The organism is Caballeronia sp. S22 (genome assembly GCF_964261745.1).
GTDB classification, from domain to species: Bacteria; Pseudomonadota; Gammaproteobacteria; order Burkholderiales; family Burkholderiaceae; genus Caballeronia; species Caballeronia jiangsuensis.
This window is the reverse complement of sequence record NZ_OZ180039.1, coordinates 1,417,357-1,438,591: the sequence shown is the minus strand read 5'-3', so window position 1 is coordinate 1,438,591 and position 21,235 is coordinate 1,417,357. Positions and strand designations below refer to the sequence as shown.

Genomic DNA, 21,235 nt, shown 5'->3' with positions numbered 1-21,235 from the left:
GCGAACGCTTCGATGAGACAGCTTCCGCTCCATCACGCAGCGATCATATTGCTCGCGGTCGCCAGCTTGCTGGGACGCGTACGCAGCGGCCAGAAAGACGCGAGTTCGGTCGCGGCCTGCATGACCAACGGGGCCATCTCGGCGATACGGCTTTCCGTCATACGCGCGCTCGGTCCCGCCACGCTGACGACGCCCAGCGCGGGGCCGCCGCTCGGTGGACGAATGGCCGCCGCTATCGCGCTCACGCCCGGCTCGCCTTCGTTCACCGCGATTCCGTATCCGCGATTCCTCGTCGCCTCGATCTCTTGCAGAAGCGCGTCCAGTGAACGGATGACGTTCGGTCCGTACTTCTCGGCATCGCCGAATCCGACGCGCAGCACATTCTCCGCCGCTTGTTCGGTGGCCAGGGTAGCGAGCCACGCCTTGCCCGTGGCCGTCGCGTGCAGCGGAACGGTGTTGCTGCCCAGCGTGGGTTGATAGAGCAGCCCGCCCGTTGCGCCCTGCGCGTGCGCGACCCATGTCAGCGACGATCCGTCGACCACCGCCAACCGCACAAACTCGCGGGACTGGCCCGCCAGACGATCGACCAGCGGCTGGCAGATATCCGGAATGCCGGTAGCGACGAAGAATCGCTGCCCCAGGATCGCCAGCCGCATCGAGAGTCGATAAAAACCGGTCTCCGCGTCCTGTTCGGCCCATCCGAGATCGACCAGAGTCGCGAGCAATCGATGGGCACCACTCTTCGGCAGATCCAGTCGCGTTGCGATCTCACCGAGCGGCATCGTAACAGCACCGTCCGCGAGCAATTCGATGATGTCGAGGCAGCGCTCTGCGGGAATATGAGCCATAAGATTACCGGTCAAAAAAAGAAACTACGTGCGTGCGACGAAGAAGTTCATGATGGCGTCGATCTGGCCGGAGTGCATGTCGCGGCCATCCGCCCACTGACATCCATGATCGAGCGCCGCCTGAATGAAGGCGGTCGGCGTCGAGGACAGGACGACATCGCCGAACAATGTGCCTGACGTCACCGCACCCGGATCGCCCGGCAGGCCGTCGCCCGAACGCATGCCCACAGGCGACGCATTCACGATCATGTCGATATCGCTGCGATCGTCGCTTGCCGCCTGCACATCGCACTCGGGAAACACCTTCGCCAGCGACGCAATGAGCGATTGCGTCTGCCGCGGGTCCGGATTGACGATACGAGTCGATTGCACGCCGGCGTTTGCGAGCGCGCATGCGATAGCGCTTCCCGCGCCGCCCGCGCCAAACTGCAGCACGCGCCGGCCGCGAACACGCGCGCCCTTCGCAAGAAGACCGCGAACGAAGCCTTCGCCGTCGAACATGTCGCCTGTCCAGGAACCGTCGGCCTCGCGCCGCAACGCATTGACGGCGCCAATGCAGGAGGCCGTCGGGCCGAGGCGATCCGCGAATGCCGCCACGCGCGCTTTCAAGGGCGCCGTGACAAGCAAGCCATCGAGATTGCCAAGGGCCATCAACGCCGGAATGATCTCCGCACATCGGTCGGCGGGCACTTGCATCGGGACCAGAACGGCATCGATGCCGGCGGCCGCGAACTGTTCGGTGTACACCTGCGGCGATCGCACTTGAACAATCGGATCCCCAACGATGCAAAACAACCGGGTCTTTCCCGTGATGGTAGACGCGCTCATCGCCGGGCGCCTCCATCGCGGGAATTATGCCACTTCGCAACGCGCTCGGATCGGTAGCGCCGTGCCTTGCCATGTACGTCCGCGCCAAGCCCCATGAGAGCGGGATTGAAGATTCGCGCATCCATTTCCTTGAGCGCCTTCGACACCGCCGGCCTGAATCCCATGTGCGCTATCACGTCGCGTTCCACATCGACGCCCGGTGCGATCTCGATCAGTTCGAGCCCATGCTCGCCGATCGTGAATACCGCGCGTTCGGTGACGAAGAAAGCAGTTTGACCCTTCGCGCGCGCCATCGACGCGCTGTAGCAGATCTGCTCGAGTTTCGGCACGAATTTCTGATGCCGCCCCTCTTGCCTGATGATCGTGCGGCCCTGCTCCCAGCCCACGTCGAGATCTCCTGCCGTCAAGGTCCCGCTGAAGACCATGCATCGGGCGTTCGCGCTGATATTGATGAAGCCGCCCACGCCGATGATCTTGTCGCCGAATCGGGACACGTTGACATTGCCCTGCGCATCGACCTCTGCGAACGAAAGGAACGCGACGTCGAGTCCGCCGCCATCGTAGAAATCGAACTGCGCGGGCTGCTCGATCATGGCGGCGAAATTCTGGCCGCCTCCGGAATCTCTTCCGGTAATCGGCGCGCCGCCGATGATCCCCTGTTCGTTGGTCAGATAGACCGCGTCGAGCAAACCCTCTTCTGCGGCTATCGTTGACAGGCCCGTCGAAATTCCCGCGCCGAGATTGCAGATCGCGCCCGGAAAAAGCTCCATCGCTGCACGTCTGACGATGACCTTGCGGGCACTGAACGGCAAAGGCTTGATGCCTTCCACCGGAATCCGCAGTTCGCCGGAGTAGCTCGGGTCATAGTACGTCGCGTAGGTCTGACGCTGCTCGGCATCCACGACCACGAAATCCACCAGAATGCCGGGGATCTTCACCTGCTTGGCCGGCAAGGTTCCGCGCCTGGCCATCCGCTTGACCTGAACGATGACGATGCCGCCCGCACGGCGCGTCGCCTGCGCCATCGCGAGCATTTCGCCCAGGACCGCTTCTTCTTCCATCGTGACATTGCCGTCTTCATCTGCCGTCGTCCCGCGAAGGAATGCGACGTTGACAGGCACCGGCTTGAAGAAGAGCCATTCCTCGCCCGCGAGATCGACGACTTCGACGAAGTCCGCTGGCGTACACGGGCTCTGTCGCGCACCTTGCTGACGCGGATCGACAAACGTATGGAGTCCCGTCTTTGTCAGAAGACCGGGGCGTCCGGCGGCCATGTCGCGCATCAACTGCGAAAGGACACCTTGAGGAAACGTGTAGGCTTCGATCTTGTTTTCGGCGGCCAGACGCACCAGACCGGGCGAGTCGACCAGCGCGCTCGTGATCGCACGATGCAACAGGCCCTCGTGCGCCAGATGGCTTGCGCCCAGCGCCGCGCGGTCTCCCACGCCCACTACGCTGACGGACGTGAGTCCCTGTGGCTTGCTTTCTTCGAGAAAGCGCCGCTCCACGGCCGCAAGCAACGCCTCCGGCACCGAATGTCCCCCGCCCGATCCGCTGATGAGGATCGCGTCTCCGTCCTCGATCAGCTTCGCCGCTTCGGCTGCAGTTATTCTTTCCATGATCCGCCCAGTCTTTCGTGATCGATCACTGTTCGCCCCAACGCAGAACGCGCTGCTCCTGCACACCGAGCCCGTCCACGCCGAGCCGCATGACATCGCCGGGCTTCAGATAAGCCTCCGGCTTCATGCCCAGACCGACGCCCGGCGGCGTGCCGGTGGTGATGATGTCGCCCGGCAGCAGGGCCACGTACTGACTCACGTCGGAAAGAATCTTCGCGATCGAAAAAATCATGTCGCTGGTCGACGAGTTCTGGATGCGCTTGCCGTTCAGTTCGAGCCAGAGCCCGAGGTTCTGCACGTCGGCGATTTCATCGGATGTGACGAGCCACGGACCGATGGGGCCGAAGGTGGGAAACATCTTTCCCTTCTGCCACTGGCCGCTTCGTTCGAGCTGGAACTCGCGCTCCGACACATCGTTGCAGATGAAATAGCCCGCGATGTAATCGAGCGCCTCGGACTCGTCGACATAATGAGCGCGCTTGCCGACGACGAAGGCAAGCTCCACTTCCCAGTCGGTCTTGGTCGAGCCTTTGGGAAGGAGCACCGGGTCGTTCGGACCGGACACGCACGACGGCGCCTTGCTGAAGATGATGGGATCCGTCGGGATCGGCGCGTTCGTTTCGATGGCGTGCTGCACGTAATTCAGCCCGATGGCGAGGAACGTCCCGGGTTGCGCGACGCAGGCCCCAAGACGCGTATCGGCTGCGACGACCGGAAGGCTCTGCAAGTCGATCGCTTTCAACTGCCGCAGGCCGTCGCCCGCGAAGAACGCCGGGTCGAAATCCTTGCAATGGTCGCCGAGGTCGCGAATCTGACCTTGCGCGTCGATGATGCCCGGGCGCTCCTGGCCGGGTTGCCCGTGTCTTACGAGTTTCATTCGCAGTCTCTCTTGAGTGGTCCAGCGTTCAAATGTCCGCCGGAGCATTGGCCAGCCGGCAGATTTCCATCGAATACGTTGTGCCGTCGGGACGCACCGTCACACCGAGCGATTCGAGCTTCCGTGCGTCGAGCAGACCACGCGCGCTTTCGGCCGCTTCCGGTGTGGTGGTTTCGACGAGTACGACCCAGGCAGGCACGTCGAACTCACGCGTGCTCGACTCAGCGGTGTCGATATGGCTGCCGGATTGATCGGCCATATAGAGATGGCAGGCGACGACACTCGTCAACGCAGCGGCACGCGGAAACACGTCGGTGCACAGATATGTCTTCATCGCTTCGGCCCGCGCTGCGGGCACATCGAGACGCAATGCGAGCACGTGACCGCCGCTGCTCGACCCGACCGAGTGCACGATCCGGCATACCGCTCTCGATGTGTTGCGGAAGTACTGCAGCGTATCGACCGTCGCGGGCGTCGGCGCGTTCAGGCGTTCGAGATAAGCCGGCGACACCACCACGTTCAGATCGACTGCCTCGTACATGGTCAGCCACTCGGGCGAGTGACCCGAGCGGACATATCGGCGTCCGCGCCGGAAGCCCGGAATCGAAAGCCTCTCGGGGATGTGCTCCTTGTCATGCCATTCATAGAACTTGTCGCGGCCTTCGGACACCACATCGTTCCAGACGAGAACCGCGCCGTCGCCGAGCAAGGCCGAGTCAGCCGCTTGCGCGTTTCCGGTCATGCCGATTTCCAGATTCATTTCACTCATGATCTTGACTTACCCTCAATGGCCCTTGAACGAAGGTGGGCGCTTGGAGAAGAACGCATCCACACCTTCATGCAGGTCGCGGCTGTCGAATATCTTCTGGAGCGCCACGGTCGACATCGACAAGCCCGCATCGAGCGGGAAATCCTGCGCGGCATCGACGAGTTCCTTGGCGAGGCGATTCGACACCGGCCCACGAGCGGCGATGGTTCCGGCAAGGTCGAGCGCGGCATCGAGCGCGGTTCCGTCATCGGTCACGCGATCGACCAGACCCCACGACAGCGCCTGCGCGCAATCGATGGTTTCGCCGGTGAACAGCATCAGCTTGGCTCGCGCCGGGCCGACAAGGCGCGTGAGTCTCAGCGAACCGCTACCGGCGAGCCCGCCCAGACGCGATTCGGTGAGGCCCATCGCCACGCCGTTTCGCGCCACGCGCAGATCGCAAGCCAGGGCGAGTTCGAGACCGCCGCCGAGCGCTGCGCCATCGATCGCCGCGATGGTCGGCATCGGCAGGCGCGCCAGTCGACGAAGCACCATGTCTTCGAAAAGGATCTTCTTTTCGCTGGCCTGCTCGCGAATGCGCGCGAATTCCTTGATGTCGCTGCCCGCGCAAAAGGCGCGCGACTGACTTCCATGCAGAATCACGCAACGGATATCGCGCATCGCGGACACAGCCGAGAACGCCTCGTTCAACTCGCGCAACAAGTCGGTCGTGACCAGATTCAGCGGCCCGTGACTGATCCCCACGGTGGCGATAAAACCGTTCACCTCGGTCGTGACCAGGCGGCTAAAGTGTTCCGTTGCTGTGCTCATGTCGTCCTGTCGCTTTGCCTTCGATTACCGGATTTACGATGCCGCCGACGTGGCCTTGGGCACCTCGATGCCGTGCAGCACGCCCATGCGTTCGAAATGCCCGTAGATGCGATCGACGTAGGCCGAAAATTCCGGCGCGTCGCCGAGCACGATGGGGCGCGGACGCGGCAGATCGACCTTGATTTCATCGACCACCTCGCCGGGATTCGGGCTCATCACGAAGATGCGGTCCGACAATCCCACCGCTTCTTCGACGCTGTGGGTGATGAAGACGACGGTCGGGCGCCGACGCAGCCACAGCGCCTCGAGGTCCATCCGGACCTGAAGCCGGGTCAATGCATCCAGTGCGCCGAATGGTTCATCCATCAGAATGACGGACGGATCGTGAACCAGCGTTCTGACGAGCGAGACGCGCTGCCGCATACCGCCCGACAACTGCCGCGGATACTTCTGCATCGCGTGCGTCAGACGCAATTGCTCGAACAGTTCTTTTGCACGTGCCTCGATCTTCTTCTTCGGCAGCCCGCGAATGTCGGCCTGCAGCATCACGTTTTCGAGCGCCGTTCTGAATTCGAGCAGCAAGTGATCCTGAAACGCGATCCCGACATCGGTGATCGGCTTCGTCACCGGCTTGCCGTTGACCAGAATCTCGCCCTGACTCTGCTTGAGCAGACCCGCGACCATCAGCATCAAGGTGCTCTTGCCGCATCCGGAAGCACCGACGATGGAGACGAACTCGCCCGGCTGGATGTCGATATTGACTTCCTTGAGCGCCTGAAACGGCTTGTCGCTGTCTTCGCCGAAGGTCTTGGCGATGCGTCGAATACTGATCGGCACGCCGGACTTCGTCGCAACGTCCCGCTGTTCCGCAATCTGACTACTCATGACTTCCGCTCCTCGCCGCTCGCGGCGGACGAACTGCTTGCTGCGACAGCAGAAAGGGGAACCTTGGACACCAGCAAGGCTTTTTTGCCTTTCTGAACGACCCGGTTGTCCTGATCCACGACCGAGACATCGAAGGTCGCGATGGCTTGCGTCGGCCTCGACTTGCTCTCGCGAAGCTCACTGATCTCGTAGTCGACGAAGATCGTGTCGCCGACAAAGATGGGGTTGAGGAACTTCCATTCGTTGATCCCGAGAAACGCGATCGCGGTTTCGCGCAACTCGCCCGTGCGCGCCCACATCAGGCCGTGCGCATAGGCAAGCCCGAGCATGCCGTGCGCGACGCGGCGGCCGAACTGGCTGGCCTTCGCGTACACATCGCTCGTATGAAGTTCGGAGAAGTCACCCGTGAGACCTGCGAACCCGACCAGGTCCGCATCGGTGATCGTTCGTCCGGGGCTGCGAAATTTCAATCCGACTTCGAGGTCCGAGTAACGCAGTCCCGTGTTTCGCTGTTCAGTCATGACAGTCCTTTAGTCACTTCTTTAGTCACTTGCACGCACGCATGGCCGACGTCGGCGGAAGGAAGTCGTTCGTGTAGTACGACTTCGGGTCGCGACCCGCGGGCAACAGACCGACCTGCGACAACAGATCCTGCGTCTTCACCCATTGCGCGTCTTCCGCCCTGCCCACGTACTTCGCGCCGCCGCTGCAGAAGAGCGGCGTGATGGCCGCAAGCTCCGCCGTCGCCGTCTTCTCCGACAGATTCGGGAAGACCGCCTTCAGATCCTTGATCGCCTTGGCCGGGTTATCGAGCGCGAAGCTCCAGCCTTTCAGGCTCGCGGCGACGAATTTCTTGACGACATCGCTGTTGTCCTTGAGATAGGTATCGTTCGCGAAGATCGACGTGCTGACGGTCGGCACGCCGTAGTCCGCGAAGCGAAAGTTGGTGAGCTGCGCGCCTTGCGCTTCCAGCTGGATCTGATACGAATCGATCGATCCGAGAATTGCGTCGACTTGTCCCTGCAACAAGGTCGGGACCATGGACGTCAACGGCATGTTGATCAGATTCACTTCCGATTCCTTCAGCCCGTTCGCCTTCAGGAAAAGCGGCAGCATCGTCGTTTGAGACGAACCGGACGGAACGCCAACCTTCTTGCCTTTGAGATCGTTGATCGAGTTGATATTCGTCTTCTTCAACGCCGAGACTTCGTTGGGATTGGATTGATAGACCGTCGAGATGACCTTCATCGGCGCGCCCTTCGCGATGAGCTGACTCACCGCGACGGCATCGGCGTAGGCCAGCTGCACGCGATTCGCGGCCACGAGTTGAGCCGTATTGCCCGATCCATTGCCTTCGATCAACGTGACGTCGAGGCCCGCTTCCTTGTAGTAACCCTCGGTCAGCGCCGCGGCGAAGCCCGCATTCGATCCCCCTGCGACCCAATTCAGCTGGAAGGTGACAGGCGTCGCTGCGACGGCGGTGGCACTCACTCCGAAAGCCAACGCTGACGACACAGCGCTCGCGGCCAGCGTACGGCTGATAAAACGAAGCATCTTCTTAGTCTCCAAAGGTGTTGGTATCGGCCACGGCGACATCGGGCCAATCGCTCTTTCGTTCTCGACGTCAGTTTTTATCGCGCTGCCAGGGTGTCATCGCCCATTCGGCGAATTCGACGATGTAGTTGATGGCAATGCCGATGAAGGTCAGCACGGCGATCACCGCGAAGGTCAGGCCGATGTCCATCGTGCTGGTCCCCCGGAGCAGCACATAGCCCAAGCCCTTGTTCGCGCCGACGAACTCGGCGACGATCGCGGCCGTGGCGGCGATGGTGGCGGACGTCTTGATGCCGGAGAAGATGACCGGAAGCGCTGAGGGAAGGCGCAGATAACGGAAGGTTTGCCACGAGCTCGCGCCCATGGATTGCGTCAGATAGAGCAGACGATTGTCCAGAATCTGAAAGCCGCTGACGCTGGCCAGCAGCAACGGGAAGAAGGTCATCAGGACGGTGAGCAGCACCTTCGACTCGATGCCGAAGCCAAGCCAGACCAGGAACAGCGGCGCCACCGCGATCTTCGGCACGAGCTGGAGAAACATGAGCGGCGGATAAACGACCTGTTTTGCAAGCGGCGACAGCGCGATGACGAGCCCCACCGGGATCGCAGTCACGATCGTCAATCCGAAGCCCCAGACGATTTCCGTCACGGTGACGATCGAGTTGCTCCAGAGCTGCGGAAATTCCTCGACGAGCCGTGAGAAGACCAGCCCGGGACCCGGCATGACGTACGCTGGGATGTCGAAGAGGCGCACCGCCGCCGCCCAGATCGCGATGATGGCCACGAAGGTCAACGGCGGAAGCAGATTCCAGCCGAGCCGCCTGATCTTGCGCATTCCGGCGGACGGACGTGGCTTGGGGCGTTCGGCCGCTCCCGGTTGCCCTCCGTTCCCGCTTTGCAGGCCATCGACCTGCCGCGACGATAACTTCATTGACATCTGTGTCTCCTTCCGCGAGTGAAGTGCAGCGATCGTTCAAGCGTTTTTTGAAAGCACGGGCGCGCCGATCCGAGCTGCGTCTGGTGCCTGAAAAGACATCAAGATCTTACGACGTTCGTTGATTGAACTCTATTCAATCTTGAGTGAAAGCTATGTAGGGAATTTCCCGGATCGTGGGTGTGAGCCGCGCCAGCACTGGAATTGACGTCCTTTACGCGGGTATACCCGGTTATCGAATCCGGCTTTTGGATCCATTTGAATGAGGCGTCTCAACCTGCCTTCGGCGGAACGCGGTGACCGCGCGGCGTCGCGAAATGCGGCATCGCGAAGGCAGCGGGATCACATGCGCGGCGCGCAGACTGTTCTGTTTGCCGCGAGGCGGCCGAACGGATGTTTGATGGTTCTCGTGAGTGCAACCATATTTGTAGGTCTACTACGTAAACGTCTTCGCTTAAGAGCGGCGTGACGAGGAAAGGCGTTGATATAATCGATCACCTCGCGCGAATCCGACCATCCCCACGCATGGCGAAGAGCAAACCAATATCAGCAGAAGCGGCCGAACCGCACGCGCCCGGCAAACGGTCGCGCACCTCGGGCGTGACCTTGCGGGACGTCGCTCGCTTTGCCGGCGTGTCATCGGCGACCGTTTCCAGAGTGATGAACAATCCGGCGGTCGTCTCGGACGAGTTGCGCTCCCGCATCATGGTCGCGATCGATCATCTCGGCTGGGTGCCGCACGCCGCAGCGCGAGCACTTGCAACTCACCGGACCGGAACAATCGGTGCAGTCTTCCCGACGCTGGCGAATGAGCATTTCGCTTCAGCCATACAGGCGCTCCAGGAATCGCTCGAACAGGCTGGATACACGCTTCTGCTCGGTTGCTCGGAGTACAACCTCGATCGCGAATATCGACAAGTCAGAACCATGCTCGAACGCGGAGTCGATGCTGTCGTACTGGTGGGCGAAGCTCATCATCGAGATCTGCAACCCCTTCTATTGCAGCGTCGGATTCCGTTCGTCAACACATTCGTTTATCGAGAAAACAGCGATGCGCTTTGCGTGGGTGTAGATAACCACCGCGCATTCTTCGACTTCGCGACTTATCTCGTTGGTCTCGGGCATCGCCGTTTTGCGATGCTGTCGCAGCACACCGATACCAACGATCGCGCGCAGGCCCGACGTGAAGGGGTGCGCGATGCGCTTGCAGAGCACGGATTGGGCATATCCGCCGCTCACATGGTCGACGGCGTGTGGGGCGCGCGCGTCGGACGCCAGCTCTTTTCGAAAGTGATGAACACGCCGCAGCCGCCGACCGTGGTGATTTGCGGCAACGGTTCGTTTGCAATGGGGGCAATGCTCGAAGCGATACAGCAAGGCTACAAGATTCCCGGCGACCTGAGCATTGCCGGATTCGACGATTTCGAGCTCATGTCCGAGCTACCCATACCGATTACTACCGTCCGTGTTCCGAGCGCTGCAATCGGAACAAATGCCGCAAAGATGATTCTTTCCGAGCTTTCAGAACCGGGTACGGCCCGAAGCGTTGAACTGGAGGCCGAGTTGATCGTGAGAGCGTCATCGGGCGCGCCACCGAAGGCCCAGAGGAAGCGTACTTGAGCTTTGCTGCTTCGCCTCTTCGTTGGCGCGCTCGGCCAGTCAGCGGATCGAGGACCGAGGAACTCGACATCGCTCGAAGCTCTATCGTCCAGATTCCAGGAAGACGATAGTCGAACCCCTTCACCCGCCGAATCAATGCGACGAAACATATAGCGCGGACCCCGGCGCCGCCTCCGGGATTGCGAAATGCCGTTTCATTCGCCGCAATTCTTCCGAAGGCGTGCCACCAAAGAGCCGCTTGAACTCGCGGCTGAACTGTGACGCGCTCTCATAGCCCACCCGTGCGCTTGCCGCAGCGGCCGTCATGCCTTGTCGCGCCATCAATAGCCTCGCCTGATGGAGTCGCGTCGACTTGATGTACTGCAGCGGAGAAGTGTTCGTGGCCGCCTTGAAGTGCAGATGAAACGACGGCACGCTCATTGCCGCTTCCCTTGCGAGCGCTTCGATCGTCAGCGCCTCGGCATAACTCGAATGAATCATGCGCAGCACTCTCGATATGCGCCCGAAGTTGCCATCGAGGTTGAGCGCCGCACGCATCGAAGCGCCCTGCTCTCCAATGAAAACGCGAAAGTAGATCTCCCGCACGAGGGTCGGCCCCAGAAGCGCGGCTTCGAGCGGATCGCGCATCGCATCGAGGAACCGCAGCATCGTTTCGCCGAGCGCCACATCGAGCCTCGTCGTGGCCATGCCACCCGGCTCGCCCGGCACCACGCCGTTGCGCTCGTCGATTTGCAGCAACACATCGGCGGCAAGCGTCGGATCGAGGCGCACGTACACCGCGAGTAACGGTTCGTCCGCGGTGGCGTCGGTCTCCATCGAGAACGGCAGCGGCAAGGCGACGGCAAGATAATGCTGCGCATCGTAGACATACACCTTGCTGCCGAGATAACCGCGCTTGCGGCCTTGCGCGATGACCACGATACCCGGCTCGTAGAGCACCGGCGTGCGCGTGAGCGGACGATTCGATCGCAACAGGCGAATGTCCGGCATCGGCGTCGCGTTATAGCCTTCGTTCGGCGCGAGCTCCAGCAGGCGGCTCACCATCGAAGCGTGCACACGAGCCAGCGCAGCGGCTTCGGTTTCCATCGTCGGCAACTTGGGAGAGCGGTGCGTTTCCATACTTCGAGTTCGATATCCGTGCGTTCATAGAATCGGGCAAGCTTCGCAGACGATCATGCGTTCTCGTCTCGTCGCAACATTCCTAACATTCGATCATGCATCGCACGCGCGAATCACGACGCGTCGATGCGACCAGAAGGCTCATTCACTTCGGAGAATAAAGCATGATCGATGTAATCAATCCCGCCGACGGCACGCGTGTCGGGCAAGTCGAACATCATTCGGAAGCGCAGGTGCGCGCCGCCATCGACCGCACATGCGCGGCCTTTCCGGCCTGGTCGCGCACTCTGGCACGCGAGCGGAGCGAACTGCTGCGCAAATGGTTCGACCTCGTCAGCGCCGACAAGACCGCATTCGCCGAGCTGATTTGCCGCGAGAACGGCAAGTGCGTGTCGGAAGCCATCGGCGAAATCGAATATGGGTTGGGCTTCGTCGAATGGTACGCGGAGGAAGCCAAACGCATGTACGGCGATACCATCCCCACTCACGCGAAAGATGCAGCGGTGATCGTCACGAAAGAACCTGTCGGGCCAGTAGCGTCGATTACACCATGGAATTTTCCGTTCATGATGATCACGCGCAAGGTCGCGACCGCGCTCGCAGCAGGTTGCACGATCCTCCTGAAGCCTGCAGAGGAAACGCCCCTGACCGCGTACAAGCTGCTCGAATACGCGCGCCGCGCCGGCATTCCGGAAGGCGTGTTCGAGATGGTCACGGGCGACCCCGTGCAGATCGGCAGGCTCATCACCGACGATCCGCGCATCCGCAAGATCTCGTTCACCGGTTCGACCGCGGTCGGCAAGTTGCTCGCCGCGCAGTGCGCCGGCACGCTCAAGAAGATGACGATGGAACTGGGCGGCAACGCACCGTTCATCGTCTTCGACGACGCCGATCTCGACGAAGCCGCAAAGGCGCTCGTGTCCGCGAAGCTGCGCAACAGCGGGCAGGTCTGCATCTCGCCGAACCGCGTGTATGTTCAGGCCAGCGTGCATGACGCGTTCGTTCAGCGCGTGAAGGCGCTCGTCGAAGCGATCCCGGTCGATCAGGGGCTGCAGGAGGGGTTCGTCGTCGGTCCGCTGATCAATCGCGCGGCCATCGACAAGGTCGCCAGGCTCGTCGACGATTCGCGCGAACGCGGCGCCAGGGTCGTGCTCGGCGGACATCCGCACGCGAAAGGCGGACTTTTCTATGCGCCCACGATCCTCGTCGATGTCGCGGACGATATGCCGATCGCCTCGTCCGAAATATTCGGACCTGTCTTCCCGATCTACCGCTTCTCCACCGAAGCCGAAGTCATTGCACGCAGCAACGACAGCGAACATGGTCTCGTCGCCTATGCGTTCACGCGCCAGCTGGGCCTCTCGTTCCGGCTGTCGCGCAACCTCGAGGCGGGCATGGTGATCCTGAACTCCGGCTCGGTCGGCACGGCTTCGGTGCCGTTCGGCGGCGTGAAGCAATCCGGTTACGGGCGCGAAGGTAGTCATCATGGAATCGAAGAATATGTGCACGTCAAATACACGCTCATGAGCGGTCTCGCCTGAACGATGCGAGGCGCGGCATCACGATGCCGCGCCTCGTGTCACGGTCGACTCAGCGTACCGGCAACTGTCCCGCGTCCGCAGGGCTTGCGCACTGTACTTCGCGACTGCGCTGACGGATGAGCCTATCCTGCCGCAGTCCCCAGAAGAACGTGACGGCAAGACAGGGCAACAGCGACGCGATCGAGTACCCGACGCCGGCAAGCGGGTTGCCTGTCAGATTGACGAGCGAAAGACTGATCAACGGAAGAAACCCGCCGAACAGCACATTGCCGAGTTGTTGCGACAATCCGAAGCCCGTGGTCCTGCTTTGCGGCGGAAAACATTCGGCGATGAACGCGGGCAGCGGCGCCATGATCATCGAGGTCAACACGGCCAGCAGCGCGACGAGCATCGTCACCGTGGCCCAGCCGCCCGCGAGTGCATTCGTCCTGATGCCCGCGAACGCAGGATATGCCGCAAGTATCCACAGCACGATGCCGATCAGCATCACACGCGCGCGGCCGATCGCATCGGACAAACGGCCGAATGCGGGATAAAACGGCGCAGCCACGACGATAGCGATACCGAGGCACAAATTCGCGCGCGCAGGATCGACCTTCAACACGTTTTGCAGGAAGTACAGCATGTAGACGATCGACGTATAGAGCGACACCGACGTCCCGCCTTGCGCGCCGAACATCGCGACAAGGATCGCTTTCCACGACGTCGCGCTCGACAAGGTGTCCTGCAGCGGCGATTTCGACAGACGGCCCGCCTGCTTCATCTCCGCGAACACCGGCGTTTCCGTCATGCCGAGGCGAATCCATGTCGCCACCGCGACGATCGGCGCCGAGATCAGGAACGGGACGCGCCAGCCCCAGGATTCGAATGCCGATGCATCGAGCGCGAACTTCAGCGCCGACACGATCGCCAGCGCCAGCAACAGTCCGAGGCTCGCGGTACCTTGCAGCACGCTCGTCGCCATGCCTTTTCGGCCTGCGGGCGCGTGCTCCATCACGTAGACGACCGCGGAGCCGTATTCGCCGCCGAGCGCGATGCCCTGCACCACGCGCAGCGCGATCAGTCCTATGGGCGCGAGCAAACCGGCCATCGCGTAGGTCGGCAGACAGCCGATGCCCACTGTCGCGATGCCCATGATCGCGAGCGTGATGACGAATGTCTTCTTGCGTCCGATGCGGTCGGCCATCGGGCTGAAAATGATCGTGCCCATCGGCCGCGCGACATACGCGATGCCGAAGGTGGCAACGCCCGCCATTGCGGCGACGGTCCGGTCCGTCGATGGAAGAAACAGGTGCGTCAAGGTCGATGTCAGCGCGACATAGACGAAGAAATCGTAGTACTCAAGCATCGTGCCGAGGCTCGATGTCGCGATGATCCGCAGCATGCCGGGCTTTGGATTGCGGACTCCGGAAGTCGTGGACATGGTCGTCTCCTGTGATTCGTTTTGTGAGGCCCCGCGCGATCGACGCGATGGCCGTATCGGCGCATCACATGTGTGTGCGCTTCTTCGCCGCCTGCTGCTCCAGAAACCGGCCGACGGCCTCCTTGTGCTCGCGACCGCACAACAGAATGGCCTGCATGCTTGCCGCCATTTCGAGCGTCGTCGCAAGCGATGCATCGGCCGCTTCGCGCACGAGCCGCTTCGCCATGCGCAGCGCCGTCGGCGGGTTCTGCGCGATGCGCTTCGCCAGCGACCGTGCATCGATGTCGAGCGCGTCCCCGGGCACCACCTTCGACACGATGCCGAGGCCCAGCGCCGCTTCGGCATCGATGAACTCGCTGGTCAGCGTCAGTTCCAGCGCCTTCGCATAGCCCACGATCCGCGCGAGGAACCACGATCCGCCGATGCCCGACACCAGTCCGAGCCGCAGGAAACTCTCTGCGAACACGGCTTTCGTGCTCGCCACGCGGATGTCGCACATCAACGCAAGGTCGCAGCCCGCTCCGATCGCGGCGCCATTCACCGCGCATATCGAAGGCACATCGAGACCACTCAGCGCGCGCGGGATTCTGTGCAGGCTGCGATGCAGGCGGTCGCGTACATCCTCGACGCTGCCGCTCATGAGATCGCTGCCGCTTTGCATGTCCTTCACGTTGCCGCCCGTGCAGAAGTGCGGCGACGACGAACGCAGCAGCACGCAGTGCACGTCGCGCCGCTTGTTGATTTGCTCGAGCGCGTCCGACAGCGCCTCCGTCATCGCGACGTTCAGCGCGTTGCCGTCTCTCGGGCTGTTGAGCGTGAGCGTGAGCACGCCGTCATCGACGGACGATTCGACCAGTGAACCGGCATCGTTTGCATGTGTTGACACGAAGAAGTCTCCTGATTGTTTTCCCGGCCGCTAGCGGTCCTGGAATGCCGCCTGACGGCGTTCCAGAAACGCGGCCATGCCTTCTTTCTGATCGGCGAGCGAAAAGCCCGCGTGAAATAGCCGCCGCTCGAACAGAAGTCCTTCCGACAGCGACGACTCGAACGACCGATTGACGGCTTCCTTGATCGCGACGATCACCGGCAGCGAATGACGCGCGATCTGTTCGCCGACGCGCATCGCTTCGTCGATCAACCGTTCGCGCGCGACGACCTTCGACACGAGTCCGTAAGCCAGAGCCTCGCGGGCGCTGAGCGGCTCGCCGGTCAGACACGCGAGCATCGCGGTCGATTTGCCGACCGCGCGCGGCAGACGCTGCGTGCCGCCCGCGCCCGGCACGATGCCGAGGTTGATCTCCGGCTGGCCGAAGAGCGCGTCGTCCGCGGCGATGACGATGTCGCACATCATCGCCAGTTCGCAACCGCCGCCGAACGCATAGCCGCCTACCGCCGCGATGATGGGTTTGCGGGCCGTGCGGATGCGGTCCCAGCTACGGCCGATGTAGTCATCCGAGAATGCGTTTGCGTAATCGAGCTTCGACATCGCGACGATGTCCGCGCCGGCGGCGAAAGCTTTGTCGGACCCTGTCAGAACGGTCGCGTGAACCTGCGCGTCGGCTTCGTTGCGCAGCAGGACGTCGATCAGCTGATCCATCAACGCGTCGGTCAGTGGATTGAGTGGGTTGTCCGACGCGAGATGCACGAGCGCGACCTGTCCGCGTCGTTCGGTCCGGATCATCGCGGCGCTCATGCGCTCACCTTGCGGTCTTCATCGCTGGTTTCGCGCGACGCGCGGCCCACGCGGATGACGCCCGCGTTCAGCAGGCCCGCGATCTCGCTTTCGGCAAAGCCGTATCGCTCCAGCATCTGCAGCGTGTGCTGGCCCGTCAGCGGCGCGGGCAAATCCGGCGCGCTCGGGCGATCGGATGGACCGAGCGCGAAACCGTGCGTGCGCATCGCGCCCGCGACCGGATGATCGATCGTCTGCGCCAGTCCGCATTCGGCGTACTCCGCTGTTTCGACGACATCGCCGTAGGTAGCGACGGGCGCGCACAGAATGTCGCGCGCCGCGAGCCGTTCCATCCAGTCCGCAGTCGTGCGTTCGACGAAGCGCGCGGCGAGTATGTGATGCAGCGTCGCGCGATGGCGCACGCGATCGTCGTTGGTGGTGAATCGCGGATCCGCTTCGAGTGACGGCGAAGCGAGCACCTCACATAGCGCGTGCCATCGTTCCGGATGGTAGGCGACGACCATCATCCAGCCGTCCCGCGTTGGGAACGCTTCGTTCGGGCACGCGTAGGGCGCAGCACTGCCGGTCTTTTCCGGTTCGCTTCCGGACGCGAAGAACGCGGCGAAGCCGATCTGCTGCAGCATCAGCGTCGCGTTGTAGAGACTCACGTCGAGATGCTGCCCGCCGCCGCCCGTGCGAACCTGATGCAGCGCGCCGAGAATCGCGATCGACGCGAGATAGCCGCCCATCATGTCGGCGACGGGGATCGGGACTTTGAGCGGCTCGGCGCCCGTCGAGCCGAGCGTGCTCATCAGACCGCTGACGGCCTGGATCACGCCGTCGACGCCAGGCCGTTTGCGATTCGCGCCCGTCTGGCCGAACGCGGAGATCGAGCAGTAGACGAGCCGGGGATTCAGTTGCCGCAATGCGTCGAAGTCGAGTCCCATCGACGCCATCACGCCGGGCCGGAAGTTTTCGACCAGCACATCCGCCTCCAGCAGCATGCGGCGAACGGCCTCGCGCCCTGCATCGGTTTTCAGATCGATCGCGACGCTGTACTTGTTGCGGTTGACGCTGATGAAGGCCGGGCTTTCGCCGCTTATCCACGGCGGCCCGATGCGCCGCCCGATCTCGCCGTCGGGCGGCTCGATCTTGACGACGTGCGCGCCGAGATCGGCGAGCGTCATCGAGCAGACCGGCCCGGCGAGGACGTGCGAGAAATCGATCACCCGCACGCCGTTGAGGCTGTCTCTTGGCATTTGTGATTGTCCTGTCTCGTGACTCGCCACCGTGACGAATCATGCCGACGAGAATAGGTACTCACCGGCCTGCCGGACAATCTACAATTTGGAAACGAGTCGTTGACTTTTTGTTAAAAGGTCGGCGGCTGGCCGACCTATTCGCTGAGCAACGTAAGCAGCCATCGGCGAAAAATCTTCAATGCATCCGATTGCGCACGCTCCGTCGGCCACGCGAAGTAGTAAGTGTGATGCCCGCGATCGAGCTCGAATGAAAACGGTGTGACGAGCAGGCCGCTTTCCAGTTCGCCACGCACCAGCGCCTTCTGCGCGATCGCGACACCGTGCCCTTCTATCGCCGCCTGGTACGCGAGCAGCGACGTTTCGTAGCGCATCTCGCGGCGTCGCGCGTTCAAGGGAAGGCCCGCCGCCTTCAGCCACAAGGTCCAGTCTTCCGGGCGCGCGAGCGTGTGCAGAAGCGTCTCGCCCTGCAACTGCGAGCGTGCCTTGACCTGTCTGGAAGGCGCTGCAACAGGCACGAGCTCGTTCGCGATCAGACGTTGCACGCGCAGGCCGGGCCACTTGCCATCGCCTAGCTGAATGCCGCCGTCGATGTCCTCACGCGCAAAATTCAACGGAGCCGGAGATGTCGTGAGTTGCACGTCGATGTTTTCGTGCAGCCGATGAAAGCTCGCGAGACGCGGAATCAGCCAGCGCACCGCGAAGGTCGCGGGCGACCGAATCTTGAGCACGCGGGCACGCCGCTCGGACGATCGCAGGCTGTCGGTGGCTTCGCGCAGGGATGCGAAGAGCGGCATGAGTTCCGCCAGATACCGCGCGCCCGCCGACGTCAGCTCCAGTCGCCCTCTCACGCGTTCGAACAGATCGACGCCCAAGTAGGTTTCGAGCGTACGCACCTGCCGGCTGACCGCGGCGGGCGTCACGGCCAGCTCGTCAGCGGCCTTGGAAATGCTCAGCAGGCGACCGGTCGCCTCGAACGCCCGGGCGGGATTCAACGGGGGAAGCGGTGCTCGACGTTGCATGGCCTATCCGTGTGGAAGCATATCGAGATTGTGACTCGAAATGCCCGAAGGACGGAGCAGGAGGCTATTTCGGCAGCGTGCGGATCGCGCAGTGTCTCGCCCGAAAGAAGGCCGGGCCAGAGGCCCGCGCCGGTCAGAAAGCAAGTGCCTCGGAACCGGCGCGCATGTGATACGCGGAGACTGGAAAGGAACTAATGCGACGAGACCACCGAAGCCTCGGCGCGAATCCGGTACTGCTCCATCTTTCGATACAGCGTGCTGCGCGACACGCCCAGCGCACGCGCGGCCTGTGCCATGTTGCCCTGCGCCTGCCGCAGCGCCCGCGCAATGGCGAATCGCTCGGTTTCCTCGAGACTTCCCGTGCCCGGCGCGGCGCCGGATGTCACGCTGTCGCGCGCGGCGGGAGATTCATCGAGCACCTCGGCGGGCAATTCGGCCAGCATCACGCGCTTGTCATTGGACGTGAGCAGCAGGTTCTCAACGAGATTGCGCAGTTCGCGCACATTGCCGGGCCACGAATAAGCGCGCAGCACTTCCATCACGATGTCCGCAAATTCTCTCGCCGGCACGCCATGCCGCAGCGCGATCGCGCGATTGAAGTGCTCGATCAGCAGATCGACGTCGCCGTCGCGCTCGCGCAGGCTCGGAATGCAGATCCGCGTCACGCCGACGCGATAGTAGAGATCCGCGCGAAAACGCCCGCACTCGACCTCTTCGCGCAGGTTCCGGTTCGTCATGGCGAGAAGCCGCACATCGACGCGGCGCGGCTGGGTATCGCCGAGTCGGTAGATCACGCCTTCTTCAAGCGCGCGCAGCAGGATGGGCTGGAGATCGAGCGGCAATTCGCCGATCTCGTCGAGGCACAGCGTTCCGCCGTGCGCGAGTTCGAAGCGCCCGGGCCGCCCTTCCGCCGTCGCGCCCGTGTAGGCGCCGCGCACGTGCCCGAACAGTTCCGCGCCGATCAGCTCCTTCGACGCCGCCCCGCAGTTGTACGCCACGAACGGACCCTCGCCCGACTCCTCGCCGTGGATCGCGCGCGCGAAAAGCTCCTTGCCGACGCCCGTCTGCCCTTCGATCAGCACCGGCACCCGGCGCCGCGCAAGCTGCCGTCCGCGCTCGATGGCGCGCTGCATCGCCACACTCTGGCAGATGATCTGCGCGAAGCAGTTGCGTTTCGGATCGGCTTCGCTGCGCCCCTGAACCTGCACGCCGACGCGCCGCGCACCGCCCGTCAGACGCGACGCGCCCGCAAGCCCGGAAGGCGCCGGCACGATGAGCATCGCCCCGATGGCTTCGCCGTCCGCGACGACCGGATCGAACCATTCCGGCCGCAAGCCTTGCGGAAGATGATTCGGCCAGTCTTCGATCGGGCAATGCTCGCTCATGCCGGGAAACCGCTCACCCAGGTTGATGGGCAGCGCAATGCGTGCGGTGGTGTGCACGAGCCGCCCGCGCCGGTCGATGGCGATGAGCCCCGCCGCATCCGCCGACGACAGCCGTTGCAGGCAATACGCAAGCAGGCGCATCTGCTCGCGCGCCACCTGCTCCGCGAGCACCATTTCGATCTGCCGCGCGGCCGTCACGGCGAGCGTCAGATTGTTGATCTGATACGTCGATGGCGGCCCCGAAATGTCCAGCACGCCGAGCACCGCGCCCGTTCCCGGCTCGCAGATCGGCGCGGCGGCGCAGCTCCACGCTTTGATGCCCTCGCAGAAATGCTCGGAGGCGTGGATATAGGTCGGCTGGCGCGTCGCCAGCGCCGTGCCGATGCCGTTGGTCCCGGCCGTCGCCTCGCGCCAGTCGCCGCCCGTCATCAAATGGATTTTTTCGCCGGCGTCGAGCGTGCGCAGGTCGCCGGCGGCCTTGAGAATGACGCCGTCGGCATTGGTGAGCAGCAGAATCGAGGACGAATCGGCGAAGAGATCCGCCGTCGCCATGAACAGCCGGTCCGATGCCGCCAGCAGTTCGCGATGACGCCAGCGCAGCGCGTCGATCGCATCGCCATGTACCGCGAACGGCGCCGCGCCCGAGGTCGGATTGACGCCCGATTGCAGACTTCGCTTCCACGACGCGATGAGTTCGGTCGGTGCGGCGGTCGTGATTTCGCCCGCCAAAAAGCGTTCCCACGCGAGCATGGTGCTGCTGTCCGAATGAAATCCAGCGTTCACGTCGGGTCCTGTCCGGCCGGCGATACCGCGTTCGCTTGCGGAATCGTCATCAGCCGGCATGCCGATGAGGCGCCTCGTCATGTGTCTCCTCCGTACGAGGTGGGGACGCGCGGCCCGCTCTGCGGCGGACCTCGGCGCGACTCGCGAGGACGTGCCGGCTAGCCCCGGGCAAACCGCCCGGCGGCTGCGCGGCATCGTCCGCTGAGTATAGACCTCACGCGTGCGCCGCGCCCTTTTGGGGAGACGCTTCCGGCGGCCGGCAGCATGCCGCGACGCACAAGGCCGGC

19 protein-coding genes are annotated in these 21,235 nt (G+C 62.9%); 2 read left to right on the top strand and 17 right to left on the bottom strand.

Annotated features, from left to right (window positions below):
* Positions 1-32: 32 nt before the first annotated feature.
* The 10 genes from ACEN42_RS38190 to ACEN42_RS38145 form a co-directional block, all read right to left on the bottom strand.
* Complete coding sequence (locus ACEN42_RS38190; RefSeq protein WP_238211829.1) at positions 33-848, bottom strand: IclR family transcriptional regulator; 816 nt, start codon at positions 846-848, stop codon at positions 33-35.
* A gap of 24 nt (positions 849-872) precedes the next feature.
* On the bottom strand, positions 873-1,610 hold the full coding sequence (locus ACEN42_RS38185) for a shikimate dehydrogenase (RefSeq protein WP_371882706.1): 738 nt from the start codon (positions 1,608-1,610) through the stop codon (positions 873-875).
* Positions 1,611-1,672: 62 nt separating this feature from the next.
* Positions 1,673-3,295, bottom strand: a complete 1,623-nt coding sequence (locus tag ACEN42_RS38180) for an acyl CoA:acetate/3-ketoacid CoA transferase (RefSeq protein ID WP_371882705.1) — start codon at positions 3,293-3,295, stop codon at positions 1,673-1,675.
* A gap of 25 nt (positions 3,296-3,320) precedes the next feature.
* A complete protein-coding gene (locus ACEN42_RS38175) occupies positions 3,321-4,172 on the bottom strand; it encodes a fumarylacetoacetate hydrolase family protein (protein WP_371882704.1) in 852 nt (283 codons plus the stop codon).
* Between the two features lie 28 nt (positions 4,173-4,200).
* A complete protein-coding gene (locus ACEN42_RS38170; RefSeq protein WP_371882703.1) occupies positions 4,201-4,941 on the bottom strand; it encodes a hypothetical protein in 741 nt (246 codons plus the stop codon).
* A gap of 15 nt (positions 4,942-4,956) precedes the next feature.
* Entirely contained in the window at positions 4,957-5,751 is a 795-nt protein-coding gene (locus ACEN42_RS38165; protein ID WP_371882702.1) for an enoyl-CoA hydratase/isomerase family protein, read from the bottom strand.
* 33 nt (positions 5,752-5,784) lie between these two features.
* Positions 5,785-6,636 (bottom strand): ABC transporter ATP-binding protein, encoded by an 852-nt coding sequence (locus ACEN42_RS38160; RefSeq protein WP_250487399.1) that lies wholly within the window; start codon positions 6,634-6,636, stop codon positions 5,785-5,787.
* Complete coding sequence (locus ACEN42_RS38155) at positions 6,633-7,157, bottom strand: MaoC/PaaZ C-terminal domain-containing protein (RefSeq protein ID WP_232078068.1); 525 nt, start codon at positions 7,155-7,157, stop codon at positions 6,633-6,635. Before ACEN42_RS38155 ends, ACEN42_RS38160 begins: the two co-directional genes overlap by 4 nt.
* A gap of 25 nt (positions 7,158-7,182) precedes the next feature.
* The gene (locus tag ACEN42_RS38150; protein WP_371882701.1) at positions 7,183-8,127 is read right to left on the bottom strand and encodes an ABC transporter substrate-binding protein; all 945 of its coding nucleotides are present in this window, start codon (positions 8,125-8,127) and stop codon (positions 7,183-7,185) included.
* 133 nt (positions 8,128-8,260) lie between these two features.
* On the bottom strand, positions 8,261-8,974 hold the full coding sequence (locus tag ACEN42_RS38145; RefSeq protein ID WP_238211820.1) for an ABC transporter permease: 714 nt from the start codon (positions 8,972-8,974) through the stop codon (positions 8,261-8,263).
* Between the two features lie 675 nt (positions 8,975-9,649).
* Here ACEN42_RS38145 and ACEN42_RS38140 point away from each other — a divergent pair.
* On the top strand, positions 9,650-10,744 hold the full coding sequence (locus ACEN42_RS38140; protein ID WP_371882700.1) for a LacI family DNA-binding transcriptional regulator: 1,095 nt from the start codon (positions 9,650-9,652) through the stop codon (positions 10,742-10,744).
* Positions 10,745-10,876: 132 nt separating this feature from the next.
* On the opposite strand, the gene ACEN42_RS38135 is transcribed toward ACEN42_RS38140, so the two are convergent.
* A complete protein-coding gene (locus ACEN42_RS38135) occupies positions 10,877-11,863 on the bottom strand; it encodes an AraC family transcriptional regulator N-terminal domain-containing protein (RefSeq protein WP_371882699.1) in 987 nt (328 codons plus the stop codon).
* Between the two features lie 164 nt (positions 11,864-12,027).
* On the opposite strand from ACEN42_RS38135, the gene ACEN42_RS38130 reads away from it, so the two are divergent.
* Positions 12,028-13,404 (top strand): NAD-dependent succinate-semialdehyde dehydrogenase, encoded by a 1,377-nt coding sequence (locus ACEN42_RS38130; protein WP_371882698.1) that lies wholly within the window; start codon positions 12,028-12,030, stop codon positions 13,402-13,404.
* Between the two features lie 49 nt (positions 13,405-13,453).
* On the opposite strand, the gene ACEN42_RS38125 is transcribed toward ACEN42_RS38130, so the two are convergent.
* The 6 genes from ACEN42_RS38125 to ACEN42_RS38100 all read right to left on the bottom strand — a co-directional run bounded on the left by ACEN42_RS38125 (position 13,454) and on the right by ACEN42_RS38100 (position 21,029).
* Positions 13,454-14,827, bottom strand: coding sequence for an MFS transporter (locus ACEN42_RS38125; RefSeq protein ID WP_371882697.1), 1,374 nt, complete (start codon positions 14,825-14,827; stop codon positions 13,454-13,456).
* Between the two features lie 64 nt (positions 14,828-14,891).
* Positions 14,892-15,713: an enoyl-CoA hydratase-related protein gene (locus tag ACEN42_RS38120; RefSeq protein WP_371882696.1), complete on the bottom strand. Its 822-nt coding sequence runs from the start codon at positions 15,711-15,713 to the stop codon at positions 14,892-14,894.
* Positions 15,714-15,743: 30 nt separating this feature from the next.
* Complete coding sequence (locus ACEN42_RS38115; RefSeq protein ID WP_371882695.1) at positions 15,744-16,520, bottom strand: enoyl-CoA hydratase-related protein; 777 nt, start codon at positions 16,518-16,520, stop codon at positions 15,744-15,746.
* Positions 16,517-17,758, bottom strand: coding sequence for a CaiB/BaiF CoA transferase family protein (locus ACEN42_RS38110; RefSeq protein ID WP_371882694.1), 1,242 nt, complete (start codon positions 17,756-17,758; stop codon positions 16,517-16,519). Before ACEN42_RS38110 ends, ACEN42_RS38115 begins: the two co-directional genes overlap by 4 nt.
* A gap of 137 nt (positions 17,759-17,895) precedes the next feature.
* Complete coding sequence (locus ACEN42_RS38105; RefSeq protein WP_187603480.1) at positions 17,896-18,780, bottom strand: LysR substrate-binding domain-containing protein; 885 nt, start codon at positions 18,778-18,780, stop codon at positions 17,896-17,898.
* 191 nt (positions 18,781-18,971) lie between these two features.
* A complete protein-coding gene (locus ACEN42_RS38100) occupies positions 18,972-21,029 on the bottom strand; it encodes a sigma-54-dependent Fis family transcriptional regulator (protein ID WP_238289151.1) in 2,058 nt (685 codons plus the stop codon).
* Positions 21,030-21,235 lie beyond the last annotated feature (206 nt).